The organism is Kitasatospora aureofaciens, from assembly GCF_019192735.1.
Classification (GTDB): Bacteria; Actinomycetota; Actinomycetes; order Streptomycetales; family Streptomycetaceae; genus Kitasatospora; species Kitasatospora aureofaciens_A.
Genome location: NZ_JAHTKP010000031.1, coordinates 25895 through 42945, shown reverse-complemented (window position 1 = coordinate 42945; position 17051 = coordinate 25895). Strand labels below are relative to the sequence as shown.

The following is a 17051-nucleotide window of genomic DNA, read 5'->3' as shown; positions in this document are numbered from 1 at the left end:
CTGATCACCGTGAGGACGGCCACCGCCGGTGCCGCCGCCGGGGCTCAGAAGCGGACGGCGACGGGCTCGCCGAACCAGGTGCGCAGCGCGCGCGTCAGTCCGTCGGGGTCGGCCTCGCCGGGGCCGGTCGCCCAGGCGACATAGCCGTCCGGGCGCACCAGCAGCGCGCCGGCCGGGGGCTCCGGGCAGGAGGCAGATACGACGTCCACCCGGTCCTTCCAGCCCGCCACGAGGTCGGTGAGCTCGGCGCCCCGGCCGTCGAGGTCGAGCAGGAGCGGGCGCGCGCTGCGCGCCGCTTCGGCGAGCCGGGTGGGACCGGCGGCGGTGACCAGCGGGAGGTCCGGCACGAAGCGCCCGGCGAGCGGGTGCGGGCAGTCGGAGTCGTAGCGGATGTCGCTGCCCGCCATCAGCGCGGCGATCCGGGCCAGGTTGTCCTCGTGCGACAGCAGCTCGCCGAACAGGGCGCGCAGCGCGGTGACGGCCGGGCCCGAGGACATCAGGGCCATCTGGGCCTGCGAGTGCATGAAGACCCGCCGGCCGATCGGGTGCCGCTCGCGCTGGTAGCTGTCCAGCAGCCCGGGCGGGGCCCAGCCCCGGAGCTCGGCGGCCAGCTTCCAGCCGAGGTTGGCCGCGTCCTGCAGGCCGAGGTTGAGGCCGGGGCCGCCGGTGGCGGCGTGCACGTGCGCGGCGTCGCCGACCAGCAGGACGCGGTCCTGCCGGTAGCGCTCGGCGAGGCGGGTGTTGTGGCCGCACTGGCGGCGCAGGATGTGTGGGCCCGGCGTACGGGCCGGGGCGAGCGCCAGGTCCGCGCCGGTGACGCGGCGGATGCTCGCGCGCAGCTCGTCGAGCGTGGCGGGCTCCGACTCGTCGACGGGCTCGCCGCCCCACTCCATGGTCGCGACGAGCGTGGCGTCCGGGCCCAGTGGGGCGACGACGAACACGCCGTGCTCGGTCCGGGTGTGGGTGAACGGCCGGAACGGGGTCGGGCAGCCGGGCAGCACCAGCTCGCCGGCGGCGTTGGCCCGGACGTCGTCGGGCAGCAGCACGTGCGCGACGCGGGAGACCGGATCGGGCGAGGTCACCCCGGGGAAGCCGATCCCGGCCAGCTTCCGGACGGTGCTGCGCCCGCCGTCGGCGCCGACCAGGTAGCGGGCGCGCAGCCGCTCCGTGCCGTCCGGGCCGTGGACGTCGACGGTGACCCCGTCGTCGTCCTGGGTGAACGCGCGGACCTCGCACCCACGTCGGACCGTCACGCCGAGTTCGCGTGCCCACGCGCCGAGCACCTCCTCGATGCGATGCTGCGGCACCGGCAGGGTGTGCAGCGGATTGGCTTCGAGCCGGTGCAGGTCCAGCGGGAACGCGCCGAACACGAAGGCGGGCGCCGGCCTCGGCGTGCCCGGGCCGCCGCCGAGCCGCTCGTAGAGGCCGCGGTGGTCCAGCAGGCGGATCACCTGGCCGACCAGGCCGTTGGCCTTCGGCTCCAGGGAGGGCGCGGACAGCCGCTCCAGCACTACCGGGCGGACCCCGGCGAGGGCCAGTTCGCAGGCCAGCATCAGCCCGTTCGGGCCTGCGCCGGCGATGAGGACGTCGTGCGTCATGGCAATTCCCCCTGTGTGGTGTTCAGTTCACCTGTGTCGGTTCACCGGTGCGGTAGCCGGTTCACCTTTGTTGCGGTTCGGGCAGCCCGGCCGCGAGCCGGCGCAGCGACTCCGCCAGCAACGGCCGCAGCGGGACCGGCGGTTCGGCGTGCAGCCACTGGTCGGTGGCGGCCTTGAGCGCGGCCAGCGCGGCGGCGGCGGCCAGCTTCGGGTAGAGGTCCCGGACCGGGTCGGTGCCGGTCCGGGCGGCCACCGCCGCCACGAGCCCGGCCTCCGTCTCCGCCCCGGTCCGGGCCAGCTCGGCCTGGAGCGACGGCTCGCGGAGCAGCAGGCGCACGGCGCTGGTCCAGCGAGGATCGGGTTCGTCCACCGCGCCGTCGAAGGGCGTGAGGACGGCCTGCGTCAGCGCCTCCCAGAGCGGCTCGCCGGCCGGGCGGGCCCGGAGTTCCGCGGCGATCCGGTGGATGCGGTCGCCCTGCCGGGACACGATGGCCTCGGATTTGCTGGAGAAGTAGTTGTTGTACGTCCGCGGCGACACCCCGGCCTCGGCCGCGATGTCCTCCACCCGGACGTTCTCCAGCCCGCGCTCCACCGCCAGGCGCAACGCCGCCCAGCTCAGCGCATCGCGCGTCGCGGCCTTCTTCTGCTCCCGCCAACCGGGCTGGCCCGTCGTCATGGGTACCACTGTGGGGGAAAAGTGCGTGCCACGCAATAGTGCGTGGCACGCAAGTAGCGGCGCAGAGGTCAGGTGTCGAGCCTGGCGGTGGCGGTCTTCGGGCGCTGGTACTCCTGCAGGGCCAGGGCGCTGAGGTCGGTGCCGTGGCCGGAGGTGCCGCGGCCGCCGTGGGGGAGTTCGGCAGTCTGGGCGAGGTGGCAGTTGAGCCAGGCCTCGCCGGCGTCGAGGCGGGCGGTGAGGTCGAGGCCGGCGGTCCAGACGCTGGCGGCGAGCGCCTGGGGGACGCCGTTGGCGAAGGCGAGGGCGTCCAGCCGCCGGTCGCGCAGCGGGGCTCCAACGATGGCCGGTGGGTGTCAGCGCCCGCGCTCGACCACGAACCCCGGCAGCGCGAGGAGGAACTCCCGTGCCTCGTCCGCCTCCTGGCCTCCCTCGCCGGCCACGGCCCCGAGCACCCCGTCGATCTCCCGCTCGGCGGCCCCGACCAGTCCGGCCGCCGCCTGCCGCGCGCTCTCCACGCAGTCGTACGCCGCCAGCCGGTCGAGCAGCCACTGCACGTCCTCGGCGGCCTCGGGTCCGCGCTGCGCCCGGGTGCGGCTCAAGTACCGGACGATGCGGGCGCGTTCGGCCGCCGTGCAGCGCTCCAGCAGGTGGATCAGCATCAGCGTGCGCTTGCCCTCCCGGAGGTCCCCGGCGATCTCCTTGCCGTATTCGGCCTCCGTGCCGGCCAGGTTGAGGACGTCGTCCTGGATCTGGTACGCGGCGCCGAGGTACCAGCCGAAGCGGTCCAGGCGGTTGGCCTCCGTCGTGGCGCCCTCGGCGACCAGCAGGCCCGTGCGGCACGGGTAGAGGAAGGTGTACCAGGACGTCTTCTTCAGGCACATCCGGTAGTAGTCGCCCGCTACGAGCCCGCACGCGTTGTCGCGGATCCACGCGATCTCCAGCGCCTGGCCCTCCAGTGACTGGCGGCACATCAGCTCGGTCTCCTCGAACAGCCGCCAGGCCAGTTCGCCGCCCAGCTCCCGCCGGTTGGCCATCAGCCGCTGGAGGCCGAGCAGGTTGGTGGCGTTGCCGACGTTGAGCGCCACCTCGACGCCGTACGCGGCCGGGAGGGTCGGCTCGCCGCGCCGCAGCTCGCTGCCGTCCTGGATGTCGTCGTGGATCAGGAAGGCGTTGTGGAACAGCTCGACCGTGACGGCCGGGTTGAGCGCGCGGGCCGGGTCGCCGCCGAAGGCCGCGCAGGTGGCGAGGCAGAGCGCCGCGCGCAGGCCCTTGCACGGCCGCGCGGGGTAGTCGGCGGCCAGCTCGTACAGGTACGGCGGGCTCTGCTCCGGGATGTGCTGCAGCAGCGCGGCCACCGTGCGCTCCCGGTAGCGGTCCAGCACCCGTTCGACCAGCGGGGCGCCGCCGGTGAGCCGAGGCGGCGTCACCCCTCGTGCCGGCCGTCGGGCTCCTGGGCGGCGGTGCGCTGCGGCCCGAAGGCGGCGGCCAGCCCCTGGTTGGCGAGGCCGGGCGCGAGGCTGCCGAGGCTCAGCAGCAGATCGACGATGTCGTGCGCGCTCGTGGTGAGCTTCTGGGAGTGCTCGGCGGCGTCGCCGGTGGTGTTGCCGAGCACGCGGGCGCTGACGGCGTCGATCAGCTGGTGGGTGTTCTCCGACACCCGGCGCACCAGCTTGTCGAACTCCTCCTGGTCGACGCGGTGTTCGCCGGTGACCCGGTCCCCGGCCGCCTTGGCGTCGGCCAGACCGTCGGCCAGCTCGCGCTCCAGCACGGCGGCGGCCTCCAGCACCGCGCGCGAGCCCTGCTCGCCCAACTCGCTGAACCGACCGGAATCGGGCATGGCCGACCTCCTGGCTCGTGCCCCGGGCGGTCCGGGGGACACCGTCGCATGGTGAGCCGATGGTACACGCCCGTGCGCGGAGCGTGTTCGGACCCGGCGGCCGCCATTCGCCGTCCGGGGGCTCGGCGAGTCGCCCCACACCCCTTTGTAGTCACTGGTAGTAGTTGCGTGGTTTCGCTGCGCAGGCGGGGTGGCCGGGCGGAGCGACTGGACGAAGGAGCGGTCAATGGGTGGCAGACAGCGTCCGCCGAGAGCGCGGACCTCGCGGCGGAACGGGGCTCCCGACGGCGTCGGCGGCTGGGTGAACACCCGGGTGGAGATCGCCCGGCTGGAGGGCTTCCTCGCCTGGGAGGCGGAGGTCGCGGCGGCCGAACGGGACGCCCGGGCCTTCGCCGGGCAGTTCTCGTGGCTGCCGGCCGCGGAGCGGGAGAGCCTGGAGCGGGCGTACGCGGCCGACCGGCTGCGCTACGCCGAGGAGGTCGTCGACCGCGCCGTCGAGCGCTGCCGCCGGCTCGCCGCCCGCTATCGCAGTGAGTGCCGGCGGATCTGCGCCCGCTGGGCCGCCCTCTGCCTGTCCGTCACCCTGGCGGCGGCCCTGTTCGCCGTCGTGCCCGCGCTCCTGCGGGGCTGAACCTACGGCGAGGGCCCGTCGCACCGGCAGCCGGTGCGACGGGCCCTCGCCGTGTTCGGGCGAGCAGTGCCTTGGCTTGCAGTGTCCGGGCCGATCAGTGGTGGCCGTGGCCGGCGCTGATCTCCTCGTGCTCCTCGACGGTCGGCTTGGCGATCCGGCTGCCCTCGCCGTAGAAACCGCGGGACAGCTTGGCCCGGGCGCGGGTGAACAGCCCGGCCCTGCGGGCCACCCCGTTCTCGTCCACCTCGGGCTCCAGCACGACCGGCTCCGGCTGGTCGTGCGAGGTGAGGGTGTACAGCCGGCCCTGCGGCAGCGGCGCGTGCACCTCGATGAACTCGCCGTGCTGGAGCCGCTTGATGACGCCGGTCTCCCGACCGTGCAGCACCTTCTCCTTGTCGCGCCGCTGGAGGCCCAGGCACCACCGCTTGGTGATCACGAAGACGATCACCGGCAGCGCGAAGAAGCCGGTCCGCACCGCGTAGGTGATCGAGTTGATCGACAGGTGGAAGTGGGTGGCGAGCAGGTCGTTGCCGCCGCCGGCCAGCAGGATCAGGTAGAGGCTGACCCAGGCCGCGCCGAAGGCCGTGCGGACCGGTGCGTTGCGCGGCCGGTCGGCGATGTGGTGCTCGCCCCGGTCACCGGTGACCCAGGCCTCCAGGAAGGGGTAGCACCAGATGATCAGCAGCACGGTCGGGAAGACCATCAGCGGGATGAACACCCCGAGGTTCAGGGTGTGGCCGCCCCAGACGCTGATCTCCCAGCCCGGCATGACGCGGATCAGGCCCTCGGAGAAGCCCATGTACCAGTCCGGCTGGGCGTCCGTGGACACCTGGTCCGGCCGGTACGGGCCGTACGCCCAGATCGGGTTGACCGTCGCGATCGCGGACATGAACGCGACCACGCCGAAGACCAGGAAGAAGAAGCCGCCGGCCTTGGCCGTGTAGACCGGCAGCAGCGGCATGCCGACCACGTTCTTGTTGGTCCGGCCCGGCCCGGCGAAGTGGGTGTGCTTGTGGTAGAAGACCAGGATCAGGTGCGCCGCGAGCAGGCCCACCATGATCCCGGGGATCAGCAGGATGTGCACGGTGAACAGGCGCGGGATGATGGTCGTGCCGGGGAACTGCCCGCCGAACATGAAGAACTGCAGGTACGTGCCGACGATCGGCACGGCCAGCACCGCGCCCTCCATGAAGCGGATGCCGGTGCCGGAGAGCAGGTCGTCCGGCAGTGAGTAGCCCATGAAGCCGTCGAACATGCCGAGGAAGAGCAGCAGCGCGCCGAAGATCCAGTTGATCTCGCGCGGCTTGCGGAAGGAGCCGGTGAAGAAGACGCGCATCATGTGCGTGAGCATCGCGGCGATGAAGACGATCGCCGCCCAGTGGTGGATCTGACGCATCAGCAGGCCGCCGCGGACCTCGAAGCTGATGTTGATCGTGGAGGCGTAGGCCTCCGACATCTGGATGCCCTTGAGCGGGATGTACGAGCCGTCGTAGACGACCTCGCCCATGCTCGGGTTGAAGAACAGGGTCAGCCAGACGCCGGTAATGATGATGATGATGAAGGTGTAGAGCGCGATCTCGCCCAGCATGAAGGACCAGTGGTCCGGGAAGATCTTGCGCAGGTTGGTCTTGGCCAGGGAGTAGATGCCGAGGCGGCCGTCGGCCCAGTCGGCGAGGCCCTCGGCCTTGTTCTCGGGCTGGGCGCGCGTGCTGGTCACCGGTCCCGGCTGCGACTGCTGGTCGGCTCTCACGACGGGCTCCCCGGCGTCCTCGGCGTGCCGGGCTGGAGGCCCGCCGGCGAGAACGCCGGCCGGCGGAGTGATGTGATCATGGGACCTCTCGATACGGGACCGCCGGGACGACCGGCGCGCGGAGCGGAAGACCCGCTGGCCTCGTTGCTCAGGGTGATGGAGCGCTTACTCTGTCATGCTGTCGGCAGGGGGCCGACTGTGCACGTCCATCGGCCCGTCCGGCCGCTCGTGTCGGGCCGGACGGGGGTCCCGGGCTGCCGATCGGCCGTCCGGCGCGGGCGTCCGCGAGATGGCGGTGCTGCGGTCGGGTGCCGTCGAACCGTTTCGGCGCGCGCCGCGCCCGGGGGTCGCGCGTTCCCCGGCCTACGCTGCGCCAATGGTGGATCACCGTGAACTCTTCGAGGACGTGACCGGGGCCCTCGCCCACGCCGGATTCGACACCGCTCCGGGCCCGTCCCGGTTGCGGATCGGCCATCGGCCGGAGGGCGTGGTGGTCGGCTGGTCGCCCGACGGACTTCCGCCCGAGGGGGTGCGCGCGGCCGTCCTCGGGGCCGCGGCGACCGTGCTGCGCGAGTCCGGCCTCCGGGTCGCCGAGTCGGACGACGGCGACCTGCTCGTGACGGCGGCCGCCGAGGCCGTGACCGTCCCGGCCGCCGATCCGGAGACCGTCCCCGAGCAGTGGTGGGGCTGACCGCCCGTCGGGCGGCGGGGCGGGCACGGCGAAGGCGGCGCGCCGAAGGATGAGACGGATGTGCAGTCTCTTACGAACCCTTACCTTGACGGCGGGTTCAGCGGGTCGAAGCACCTCTAAGGTTTGCCTAAGCTAAGTCGAGGCGCCCTGGACCACGCCGGTCCGGGGCGTTCGGCTGTGCCGTCCCCCCGCGACCTGCGGTGGGACTCCTGAGGACAGGTATGACCCGGGGTGACCGGGGGAGGAGCCCGCTGCATGTGGGATGAGGCGTTTCCCAGCTTTCTGATCGGGCTGCGCGAGGGCCTGGAAGCCGGCCTGATCGTGTCGATCCTGGTCGCCACCCTGGTCCGGTTCGACCAGAAGGGCCGGCTGCCCCAGGTGTGGACCGGCGTCGCGGCGGCCGTCGCCCTCAGCCTCAGCTTCGGCGCGGTGCTCACCTTCACCGCCGCCAACCTCTCCGGCCACGCCCAGGAGGCGTTCGGCGGGGTGCTGAGCCTGATCGCGGTCGGCTTCGTCACCGCGATGGTGTTCTGGATGCGCCGCTCGGCGCGCACCCTCTCCGCCGAGATCAAGGAGAAGGTCCAGGCCTCGCTCGCGATGGGCGCCGGGGCGCTGGTGCTGACCAGCTTCCTCGCCGTCGCCCGGGAGGGCCTGGAGACCTCGCTCTTCCTGTGGACCAACGTCCGCACCGCCGGCGAGTCCACCGGCCCGCTGATCGGTGCCGCCGTCGGCCTGGTGCTGTCGGCCGGCCTGTGCTGGGGCCTGTACCGCCGCGCGCTCAAGATGAACCTCACCCGGTTCTTCACCATCACCGGCGCCGGGCTGATCGTGATCGCGGCGGGCGTGCTCGGCTACGGCCTGCGCGACCTCCAGGAGTCCGGGCTGGTCGGCGGCGGCACCTCGTACGCCTTCGACCTGAGCGGCCACCTGGACGCCTCGTCCTGGTACGCCACGCTGGTCCAGGGCACCCTCAACCTGACCGTCACCATGACGGTCCTCCAGGTCGTCGGCTACGTCGCCTACCTGTGCATCGTGATGACGGTGTTCGTCGAGGGCGTCCGTGGCGGCAAGGCCGCGCCGGCCGCCCCCGCCGCTGCTGCCGAGGCCAAGGAGGCCAGGACCGAGGAGGTCAGGACCGAGGAGGCGAGCGAGAAGCCGGCCGAGCCGGCCCGCTCCGGCCGCCCGCGCTGGGTGCTCCCGGCCGCGCTGGTCGCCGTCCCGGCCGTCGTCGCCGGCGCCGTGATCGCGGCCAGCGACGGCAAGAAGGACAGCTCCTCCACCGTCGCCGTCTCCGAGGAGGAGTGCGGCAAGGGCTTCACCACCCCGCTGCCCGGCCAGCAGGTGTTCCAGATGCACAACACCGGCGACAAGGTCTCCGAGGTCTACCTGGTCAACCCGGCCAGCGGCGCCGTCTACGGCGAGATCGAGGGCCTGGCCCCCGGCACCACCCGCGCCCTGACCGCCACCGTCGGCTCCGGCGACTACGCCTGGCGCTGCGTGCCCACCGGCGGCAAGTCCGTCACCTCGGCCGCCGTGCACGTCACCGGCGGCACCGAGGTCAAGGCCGTCAAGCCGGTTGCCGAGGACGATCTCAAGGGACCGCTCGACAGCTACAAGGACTACGTCAACAAGGGCCTCGCGACTCTCATGACGCAGACCCAGAAGCTCCAGGCCGACGTCCACGCCGGCGACCTCGCCACCGCGAAGGCCGACTGGCTCACCGCGCACGTCCAGTACGCCTCGCTCGGCGCCGCCTACGGCACCTTCGCCGACCTCGACGGCAAGATCAACGGCCGCGCCGACGGCCTGGCCGACAAGACCCAGGACAAGGACTTCAGCGGCTTCCTGCGCCTGGAGTACGGCCTCTGGCACGACCAGTCGGCCGCCGACCTGACGCCCGTGGCCGACGAGCTCGCCCAGAACGTCGCCAAGCTCGCCCACGACTTCCCCGGCCAGGACTTCGACCCCAGGGACCTGCCGCTGCGCGCCCACGAGATCCTGGAGAACACCCTCCAGTTCGAGCTGACCGGCGACACCGATATGGGCAGTGGCACGAACCTGGCCACCACCCAGGCCAACCTGGCCGGCACCCAGGAGCTGCTGACGGTCCTCCAGCCGCTGCTCGACGAGCGCGACCCGCAGGTGCTCACCCGGGTCAACGCCGGGATGAAGCGGGTCGGCGACCTCGTCGCCGCCGCCCACAAGCCCGAGGGCTGGGCGTCGCTGGACAAGCTGCCCACCGACACCCGCCGCCAGCTCAACGGCGCCACCGGCCAGCTGCTCGAAGACCTCGCCCCCATCCCCGCTCTGCTTGAGATCCGGAAGGCCGCCTGATGACCGACCACACCGCAGCCACCGGCTCCTGCCCCTTCCCGCACGCTGCCGCTGCCGTCCAGGCCGTGCAGTCCGTCCAGTCTGTCGAGGCGGCCGACGCTGTCGAGCAGGGCGGCTGCCCGGCCGGCCCGGCCCGTCGTAGCTTCGTCCGTGCTGCGCTCGGCGCGGGCGCCGGGGCCGCCGTCCTCGCGGGCGCCGGAACGGCGTTCACCCTCACCACCCAGCCGGCCGCCGCCGGCGACACCCACCAGGAGCAGGGCGGTGCCGTCTCGTTCCACGGCGCCCACCAGGCCGGTGTCACCACCCCGGCACCGGGCTACGCGGCCTTCATCTCCTGCCAGGTCGTCGCCCAGGACCGCAAGGGCCTGGAGGACCTGTTCAAGACCCTGACCGAGCGGATCCGCTTCCTCACCGCCGGCGGCACCCCGCCGGACCTCGGCGTCGGCGCGCCGCCGTCCGACAGCGGCATCCTCGGGCCGACCGTGCCCACCGACAACCTCACCGTCACGGTCGGCGTCGGCGCCTCGCTGTTCGACGACCGCTACGGGCTGGCCAAGGCCAAGCCGGTCAAGCTCGCCCCGATGAAGACCTTCCCGAACGACAACCTGCAGGCCGCCGAGCTGCACGGCGACCTCTCGCTGCAGATCTGCGCCGACCGCCAGGACACCGTGCTGCACGCCCTGCGCGACATAACCCGGCACACCCGCGGCGCGCTGCAGATCCTCTGGCGGATCGACGGCTTCCAGAACCAGTCCCGCCCCGACGGCGCCCAGCGCAACCTGCTCGGCTTCAAGGACGGCATCGTCAACCCGGACACCAACTCGGCCCGCGAGATGGACCGGCTGGTCTGGGTCACCGACGGCATGGGCGAGCCCGCCTGGGCGACCGGCGGCAGCTACCAGGTGATCCGGATCATCCGGATGCTGATCGAGTTCTGGGACCGCGTCTCGCTCTCCGAGCAGGAGAAGATGTTCGGCCGCCGCCGCGACACCGGCGCCCCGCTGGACGGCCACCAGGAGACCGACGCCCCGGACTACGGCAAGGACCCGGACGGCAAGGCGATCCCGCTCAAGGCGCACATCCGCCTCGCCAACCCGCGCACCGCCGACACCGACAACTCGCGCATCCTGCGCCGCGGTTTCAACTACGACCGCGGCATCGACAAGGCCGGCAACCTGGACATGGGCCTGGTGTTCTGCTGCTACCAGCAGGACGTGGTGCGGCAGTTCGAGGCCACCCAGACCCGGCTCATCGACGAGCCGCTGGTGGACTACATCTCGCCGACCGGCGGCGGGTACTTCTTCGTCCTGCCGGGTGTGAAGGACAACGCCGACTGGCTCGGGCGGGGGCTGCTCGCCGCGGTGTGACGCTGATCGATCGACGGGCCCCGGCGCTTCTGGTTCTCGCGCCGGGGCCCGTCTCTATTCGTTGCTCAGCTCTTTGCATTCGTTGCTCAGCTCTTTGCTCAGCTTGTCACTCAGTCGCCGAGGGTGAAGCCGATCACCGCGCCGCCGCCGTCCCGGTTGACGGCGAACGCGGTGCCGCCGTGCGAGCGGGCGACCTCGTGCACGATGGCGAGGCCCAGCCCCGAACCGGGCAGGCTGCGCGCGGCGGTGGCCCGGTAGAAGCGGTCGAAGACGCGCTCCAGATCGGCCGGGTCGATCCCCGGACCGCGGTCGCGCACCTCGACCCGGGGGCCGCGCACCACGACGTCGATCGGGGCGTCCCCGGCCGGGTCGAACTTGGCCGCGTTGTCCAGCAGGTTGCCCACCGCGCGGGCCAGCGCGTCCGGGCGGGCGGTGACCACGGTGCCGTCGGCGTCCACGGTGATCTCCCGGCCGTTGCGCCGCCGGGCCTGGGCGGCGGCCTCGCGGACCACCTCGGCCAGCTCGACGTCGACCGGTTCCTCGTCCGCCTTCTGCTCGGCGGCGAGCGCCACCAGCTCGTCCACCAGCAGGGTCAACTCCCGGGCCTCCTCGGCCAGATCGTCCAGCAGCGCGGTGCGCTCGGCGGGCGGCAGCCGGTCGAGGCTGGGGAGCACCGACAGGTTGGTGCGCAGGCTGGTCAGCGGCGTGCGCAGCTCGTGCCCGGCGTCCTGGACGAGCCGGCGCTGGTTCTCCTTGGCGGTGGCGAGCCGGCCCAGCATCCGGTCGAAGGCCCGGCCGAGCCGGCCGACCTCGTCGTTCCCGGCGGCCGGCACCGGGACGTCCAGCCGGCCGCTGGCGGCGACCAGTTCGGCCACGTCGGTGAGGCGCACCAGCCGTCCGGTGATCCGGCGGGCGAGCAGCCAGCCGGCCGCGCCCGCGATCACCGCGACGGCGGCCACGACGCCCACCATCCGGGCCCGCAGAGTCGCCAACAGGTCCTCGACGTCGCCGGTTTCCTCCACGATCTGGACCGCGCCCCGGCCGCCGCCGAGCGAGACCACGCCCACCCGGTAGGTGTCGCCGTCGAGCCGGCGATCGCTGATGACCGTCCGGGCGGCGGCGTCGGCCCGGGCGAGCTCGCGGTCGTCCGATGTGGGTGGGAGGTCGAGCCGGGCGGTGCCCGGGAGGATGGCGCCGTGGGCGTCGAGCGCCTGCGCGGTGACCCGGATCGGGCGCAGCAGCTGTTCGTTCAGCCCGCTCGGGCCGTTGAAGTCCCCGGGGAAGAGCCGTTGCCGGCCGACCTGGTCGCTCACCGCCTGGATGGCCGCGGTGAAGTCGGCCTTCTCGTCGTCGCGGATCAGCCGGGCGGCGGCGTGGTAGCCGAGGGCGCCGATCAGCACCGCGACCAGGGTGGCCATGGCGGCGAAGACCAGCGAGACGGTGGTGCGCAGCCCCGGGCGCGGCCGGAACCGGCCCGGCCCGGTCACGACTCGCGCAGCGTGTAGCCGACGCCGCGCACGGTGTGGATCAGCGGCGCCAGGCCCGGGCGGTCGAGCTTGCGGCGCAGGTAGCCGATGAACACCGCGAGGTTCTTGGAGCCGGGGCCGAAGTCGTAGCCCCAGATCCGCTCGTACACCGTGGCCTGGTCGAGCACCGCGCCGGCGTGCCGGGTCAGCAGCTCCAGCAGGTCGAACTCGGTGCGGGACAGCTCCAGCTCCTCGCCGGCCCGCCAGGCCCGCCGGGCGCCCGGCTCGACCCGCAGGTCGGCGACGGCGAGGACGTCCTCGGTGGGCTCCGACGGGTGGCGGCGCAGCAGCGCGCGCAGCCGGGCGAACAGCTCGCCCACGTCGAACGGCTTGACCAGGTAGTCGTCCGCCCCGGCGTCGAGCCCGGCGATCCGGTCCGACACCTCGACCCGGGCGGTGAGCATGAGGACCGGCGTCCGGTCGCCGGCCGCGCGCAGCCGTCGGCAGACCTCCAGGCCGTCCGGGTCCGGCATCATCACGTCCAGGACCAGCAGGTCCGGGCGCTGCTCGGCGAGGGCGGCCAGCGTCCGGGCGCCGTCCGCGGCGGTGCTCACGCGGTAGCCCTCCAGCTGCAGGGCGCGGGTGAGGGAGTCCCGGATGGCGCGGTCGTCCTCGGCGATCAGCACGGTGTGGGTCATGCGTCAGATTCTCCCTGGCGTGTGCACGGCGGCTTCGGGCGGGTCGGTGGTCGGGCCGGTCGGCGGGTCGGGCCGGTCGCCGGGCGGGTCGGTGGTCAGTGGTTGGGGCCGACGTCGGTGTACCGGAGGGCGAGGGCGCGGGCGGTGTCGGCGAGGCGGGCGCGCAGCTCGGGCGGGGCGAGCACCTCGACGTCGGTGCCGAGCGCGAGGAACGCGGCGTGCGCCTGGTCGAGCGACTCGATCGGCAGCACCGCCCTGGTCCGGCCGTCCGGCTCGGGGGTGCCGGTGGCGTCGGCGGCCCGCGCGGCGGCGCCGCCCAGGCGGGCCGTGGCGCCGGGGGCGAGCAGCACCAGGGCCTCGGCGCGGTGCAGGCGGGCGTGGAAGCCGGCTTCGTAGGCGCGCCACCAGGCGGCCAGGGCGAAGTCGTCCGGCGGGGTGAACTCCTCGTCGGATTCGGTGAGTTCGAGTATCTGGTCGACCCGGAAGGTGCGTGGCCCGGGCCCGGCGACGACGTACCAGCGGCCCGCCTTCAGGACCAGGCCGTACGGCTCCAGTCGGCGGTCGACGTCGGTCGGCTCCTTCCAGCGGCGGTAGCGCACCTGGATCACCCGGCCGCGCCACACCGCGTCGGCGACCTGTGGCAGGAACGGGACATCGTCGTCCTCCGCGTACCAGCCGGGCGCCTCCAGATGGAACCGCGCACGCATCCGGTCCGCGTCCGCCCGCAGCTCGGGCGGCAGCGCGGCCCGCAGCTTGAGCTGGGCCGCGGCGAGGGCGGGGCCGAGCCCGAGGGCGGCGGCCGGGCCGGGCAGGCCGGAGAGGAACAGGGCCTCCGCCTCGCCCGCGTTCAGTCCGGTGAGGCGGGTGCGGTAGCCGGCCAGCACCTGGTACCCGCCGCCGTGCCCGGCGTCCGCGTACAGCGGCACCCCGGCGGCCTGGAGCGTCTCGACGTCCCGGTACACGGTGCGCACCGAGACCTCCAGCTCCTCGGCGAGCCGCTGGGCGGTCATCCGGCCGTTGGTCTGGAGCAGGAGCAGGATCGACAGCAGGCGGCCGGACTTCACTGACACAGGATGTCAGGGAAGCAGTCGTAGCGTCCAGCCATGGCACTTGAGATCAACGACTTCGACTTCCTCGTCGGCTGCTGGGACGTGGCCAACCGCTTCCGCGCCGACTTCCTCGACCCGGAGAGCCCCTGGGAGGAGTTCCCGGCCGTCACCCGGGGCTCGCGGCACTTCGGCGGGAACGCCAACTTCGACGAGATCGAGTTCCCGACGAAGGGGTTCGCCGGGCTCACCCTGCGGCTGTACGACCCGGTGCGCGAGGAGTGGTCGCTGTACTGGTCCAGCAGCCGCACCGGCACGCTCTTCCCGCCGGTGACCGGGCGTTGGACGGACGGGCGGGGCGAGTTCTACGGGAACGACACGTACGAGGGCACGCCGGTGCGGGCGCGCTTCGTCTGGTCGGGCGTCACGGCGGACTCCGCGCGCTGGGAGCAGGCCTTCTCGACGGACGGCGGGGAGACGTGGGTGACGAACTGGACCATGGACTTCAGCAGGCGGTCCGCGTAGGGGCGGTGTGTGCGCTCCCGTCGTCCGCCCGGAACGGGGGGCCGGGCGGGCGAGGGGGCGGGCAGGGCGAGGTAGGTAGGCGCTTCCGCGTAGTCCGTCGCGGGCGTACGGTGGCCACACGGAGGCGCGTCTGCCGAGGCGGGCCGCCGGGTCCGTGTCGGCACGCCCTGCCGGAGGCCGCGATGGCAGACCGGATGGCCTTCTTCAACACCCCGCGCGAGGAGCGCGCGCGTCGGGACGCGCAGGAGCGGGTGGGGGACTGGCAGGAGGTGTACCGCCCCGGGGCGCTGCTGCCGGTGGTCGGCGGGCAGGCCGCGCGGTGCATGGACTGCGGACTGCCGTTCTGCCACAGCGCCTGCCCGCTCGGGAACCTCGTGCCGGAATGGAACCGACTGGTGGCCGACGGGGATTGGCAGGCGGCGGCAGCGCGGCTGCTGGCGACGAACAACTTCCCCGAGTTCACCGGGCGGCTCTGCCCGGCGCCCTGCGAGAGCGCGTGCGTGCTGGCGATCGGCGGCGCGGCGGTGACGATCAAGAACGTCGAGTTGGCGATCGCCGACCGGGCGTGGGAGCGTGGCTGGGACCGGCCGCAGCCGCCGGAACGGCCGAGCGGCCGGCGGGTGGCGGTGGTCGGCTCGGGCCCGGCGGGGCTGGCGGCGGCCCAGCAGCTGACCCGCGCCGGGCACGCCACGACGGTGTACGAGCGGGCGGACCGTCCGGGTGGGCTGCTGCGCTACGGCATCCCGCCGTTCCGGCTGGAGAAGCACCGGCTGGACCGGCGGCTCGACCAGATGCGGGCCGAGGGCACGCTCTTCCGGTGCGGCGTGTGCGTCGGCCGGGACGTGCCGGCCGGCGAACTGCGCGCCGGGTGCGACGCGCTGGTCGTCGCGGTGGGCGCGACCGCCGACCGGGACCTGCCGGTGCCGGGCCGCTCGCTGCCGGGGGTGCACCCGGCGACCGGGTACCTGACCTGGGCGAACCGGGTGGACGAGGGCGACTGCCCGGTCTCGCCGCTGTCCGCCGAGGGCCGGCACGTGGTGATCGTCGGCGGCGGGGACACCGCGGCGGACTGCCTGGGCACGGCGCTGCGGCAGCGGGCGGCGTCCGTCACCCAGCTCGACATCAATCCGCGCCCGCCGGCGCGCCGGGCGGCCGGGCAGCCCTGGCCGGTGCACCCGAAGGTGTACCGGGAGACCACCTCGCACGAGGAGTGCGGTGCGGCGGCGGCCGGGCCCCGGGTGTTCGCGGCGGCGACGGTCGGCTTCGAGGCCGGCCCGGACGGCCGGCTGGCGGCCGTCCGCTTCGCCGAGGCCGAGCCGGCCGACCGCAGTCCCCGGGCAGGGACCGAGCGGGCCGTCCCGGCGGAGCTGGTGCTGCTCGCGCTGGGCTTCGCGGGCCCCGAGCCGGACCAGCCGCTGACCGCCCAACTCGGCCTCGCCACCCGGCCGGAGGGGACGTTCGCCCGGGACGACTCGTTCGCGACGGGCGTGGACGGCGTGTTCGTCGCCGGGGATGCCGGGCGCGGGCAGTCGCTGATCGTGTGGGCCGTCGCCGAGGGGCGGGCGGCGGCCGCGGCGGTGGACCGGTACCTGCGGGGCGGTACGGACCTCCCGGCGCCGATCCGGGCGTCGGCGCGGGAGCTCACGCTGTGAGGCGGGGGTGTTGATGTTGGGAGGCGCGGGCGCTCACGTTGGGAGCCGCGGGTGAGACTGTCCGGGAGCCGGGGGTGCGACCGTTCGCGTCGCACCCCCGGCCCGGGCGGTCAGCTCAGGCCGAGAACCGAGAGCGCGGTGGTCCAGTCGGTGACGATCGCCTGCTGGGCGGGGACCAGGTCCACCTGGTGGTTGCAGACGGCCCTGTAGAGCTTGTACTCGACGGTGTCCTTGTCGCGGGACGTCTGGCCGTTGGGGCCGGTCGGGTACTGCGGCTGCGGCCAGAGGTTGTGCGGATCGGTCGGGTGGCCGCCGAGGGACAGCGGGATGAAGTGGTCCTCCTCGTAGGAGGACGTGTCGGTGTCGGCGTAGCCGTACTCGGCGATCTGCTGGATCTTCAGCTTGGTGGTGTAGCTGGACGGCGGGCGGATCGAGGTGCTGTAGCCCGGGACGCAGATGGTGTCGTCGATGGTGGCCTGGGTGACGTCCGGGTTGGTCGCGCCCGGGGTGCAAGTGGGGTCGGGCAGCGGGAGGTAGGCCTGCGAGCAGGTCTGGTCGAGAGCGGTTCTCGGGGCGTGCGGGGCGGGGGCGGCGGCGTGCGCGGTGCCACCGGCGAACGCGGCGGCGGTCAGGACGACGGCGGCCACGGTGGGGGCGAGGCGGTGGGAACGAAGCATGTGGGGATGGCTCCCTGACGCGGGCTCGGCGCGGTCCGCCGAGCGGTGTGTCCATGCCATCACCGCGCGATCTATGCGAGTAGACCAGAGATGGTTAACAATT

The 17051-nt window shown here is 73.5% G+C and carries 16 protein-coding genes; 6 read left to right on the top strand and 10 right to left on the bottom strand.

Annotation, left to right across the window (positions count from 1 at the left end):
• Window positions 1–44: 44 nt before the first annotated feature.
• The 5 genes from KV557_RS25970 to KV557_RS25950 form a co-directional block, all read right to left on the bottom strand.
• Complete coding sequence (locus tag KV557_RS25970) at window positions 45–1598, bottom strand: FAD-dependent monooxygenase (protein WP_218203900.1); 1554 nt, start codon at window positions 1596–1598, stop codon at window positions 45–47.
• A 61-nt stretch (window positions 1599–1659) separates the two neighbouring features.
• A complete protein-coding gene (locus KV557_RS25965) occupies window positions 1660–2274 on the bottom strand; it encodes an acyl-CoA-like ligand-binding transcription factor (protein ID WP_218203899.1) in 615 nt (204 codons plus the stop codon).
• A gap of 68 nt (window positions 2275–2342) precedes the next feature.
• Window positions 2343–2585: an aldehyde dehydrogenase family protein gene (locus tag KV557_RS25960; RefSeq protein ID WP_256177966.1), complete on the bottom strand. Its 243-nt coding sequence runs from the start codon at window positions 2583–2585 to the stop codon at window positions 2343–2345.
• Between the two features lie 42 nt (window positions 2586–2627).
• On the bottom strand, window positions 2628–3701 hold the full coding sequence (locus KV557_RS25955) for a polyprenyl synthetase family protein (protein ID WP_218203898.1): 1074 nt from the start codon (window positions 3699–3701) through the stop codon (window positions 2628–2630).
• A complete protein-coding gene (locus tag KV557_RS25950) occupies window positions 3698–4111 on the bottom strand; it encodes a hypothetical protein (RefSeq protein WP_218203897.1) in 414 nt (137 codons plus the stop codon). Before KV557_RS25950 ends, KV557_RS25955 begins: the two co-directional genes overlap by 4 nt.
• A gap of 226 nt (window positions 4112–4337) precedes the next feature.
• Here KV557_RS25950 and KV557_RS25945 point away from each other — a divergent pair, with 226 nt between their 5' ends.
• On the top strand, window positions 4338–4742 hold the full coding sequence (locus KV557_RS25945; protein WP_218203896.1) for a cytochrome C oxidase subunit I: 405 nt from the start codon (window positions 4338–4340) through the stop codon (window positions 4740–4742).
• 94 nt (window positions 4743–4836) lie between these two features.
• Here the strand turns inward: KV557_RS25945 and qcrB are convergent, their stop codons facing one another.
• A complete protein-coding gene (gene qcrB / locus KV557_RS25940; protein WP_308130075.1) occupies window positions 4837–6459 on the bottom strand; it encodes a cytochrome bc1 complex cytochrome b subunit in 1623 nt (540 codons plus the stop codon).
• A 409-nt stretch (window positions 6460–6868) separates the two neighbouring features.
• Here qcrB and KV557_RS25935 point away from each other — a divergent pair, with 409 nt between their 5' ends.
• From KV557_RS25935 to efeB, 3 genes are all read left to right on the top strand, one after another.
• The gene (locus tag KV557_RS25935) at window positions 6869–7183 is read left to right on the top strand and encodes a hypothetical protein (protein WP_218203895.1); all 315 of its coding nucleotides are present in this window, start codon (window positions 6869–6871) and stop codon (window positions 7181–7183) included.
• A gap of 255 nt (window positions 7184–7438) precedes the next feature.
• Complete coding sequence (gene efeU, locus KV557_RS25930; RefSeq protein WP_218203894.1) at window positions 7439–9517, top strand: iron uptake transporter permease EfeU; 2079 nt, start codon at window positions 7439–7441, stop codon at window positions 9515–9517.
• Entirely contained in the window at window positions 9517–10884 is a 1368-nt protein-coding gene (gene efeB / locus KV557_RS25925; RefSeq protein WP_218203893.1) for an iron uptake transporter deferrochelatase/peroxidase subunit, read from the top strand. The genes efeU and efeB overlap by 1 nt, the downstream gene beginning before the upstream one ends.
• Before the next feature lie 110 nt (window positions 10885–10994).
• Here efeB and KV557_RS25920 read toward each other — a convergent pair whose 3' ends face one another.
• From KV557_RS25920 to KV557_RS25910, 3 genes are all read right to left on the bottom strand, one after another.
• Window positions 10995–12371: a sensor histidine kinase gene (locus KV557_RS25920; protein ID WP_308130071.1), complete on the bottom strand. Its 1377-nt coding sequence runs from the start codon at window positions 12369–12371 to the stop codon at window positions 10995–10997.
• The gene (locus KV557_RS25915; protein WP_218203892.1) at window positions 12368–13048 is read right to left on the bottom strand and encodes a response regulator transcription factor; all 681 of its coding nucleotides are present in this window, start codon (window positions 13046–13048) and stop codon (window positions 12368–12370) included. The genes KV557_RS25920 and KV557_RS25915 overlap by 4 nt, the downstream gene beginning before the upstream one ends.
• Window positions 13049–13143: 95 nt before the next feature.
• Entirely contained in the window at window positions 13144–14112 is a 969-nt protein-coding gene (locus KV557_RS25910; RefSeq protein ID WP_218203891.1) for a helix-turn-helix transcriptional regulator, read from the bottom strand.
• Between the two features lie 39 nt (window positions 14113–14151).
• Here KV557_RS25910 and KV557_RS25905 point away from each other — a divergent pair, with 39 nt between their 5' ends.
• Both KV557_RS25905 and KV557_RS25900 read left to right on the top strand, forming a co-directional pair.
• Complete coding sequence (locus tag KV557_RS25905; RefSeq protein ID WP_218203890.1) at window positions 14152–14619, top strand: hypothetical protein; 468 nt, start codon at window positions 14152–14154, stop codon at window positions 14617–14619.
• 182 nt (window positions 14620–14801) lie between these two features.
• Window positions 14802–16271, top strand: a complete 1470-nt coding sequence (locus KV557_RS25900) for a glutamate synthase subunit beta (protein WP_218203889.1) — start codon at window positions 14802–14804, stop codon at window positions 16269–16271.
• Window positions 16272–16381: 110 nt separating this feature from the next.
• On the opposite strand, the gene KV557_RS25895 is transcribed toward KV557_RS25900, so the two are convergent.
• Window positions 16382–16948: a hypothetical protein gene (locus tag KV557_RS25895; protein ID WP_218203888.1), complete on the bottom strand. Its 567-nt coding sequence runs from the start codon at window positions 16946–16948 to the stop codon at window positions 16382–16384.
• Window positions 16949–17051 lie beyond the last annotated feature (103 nt).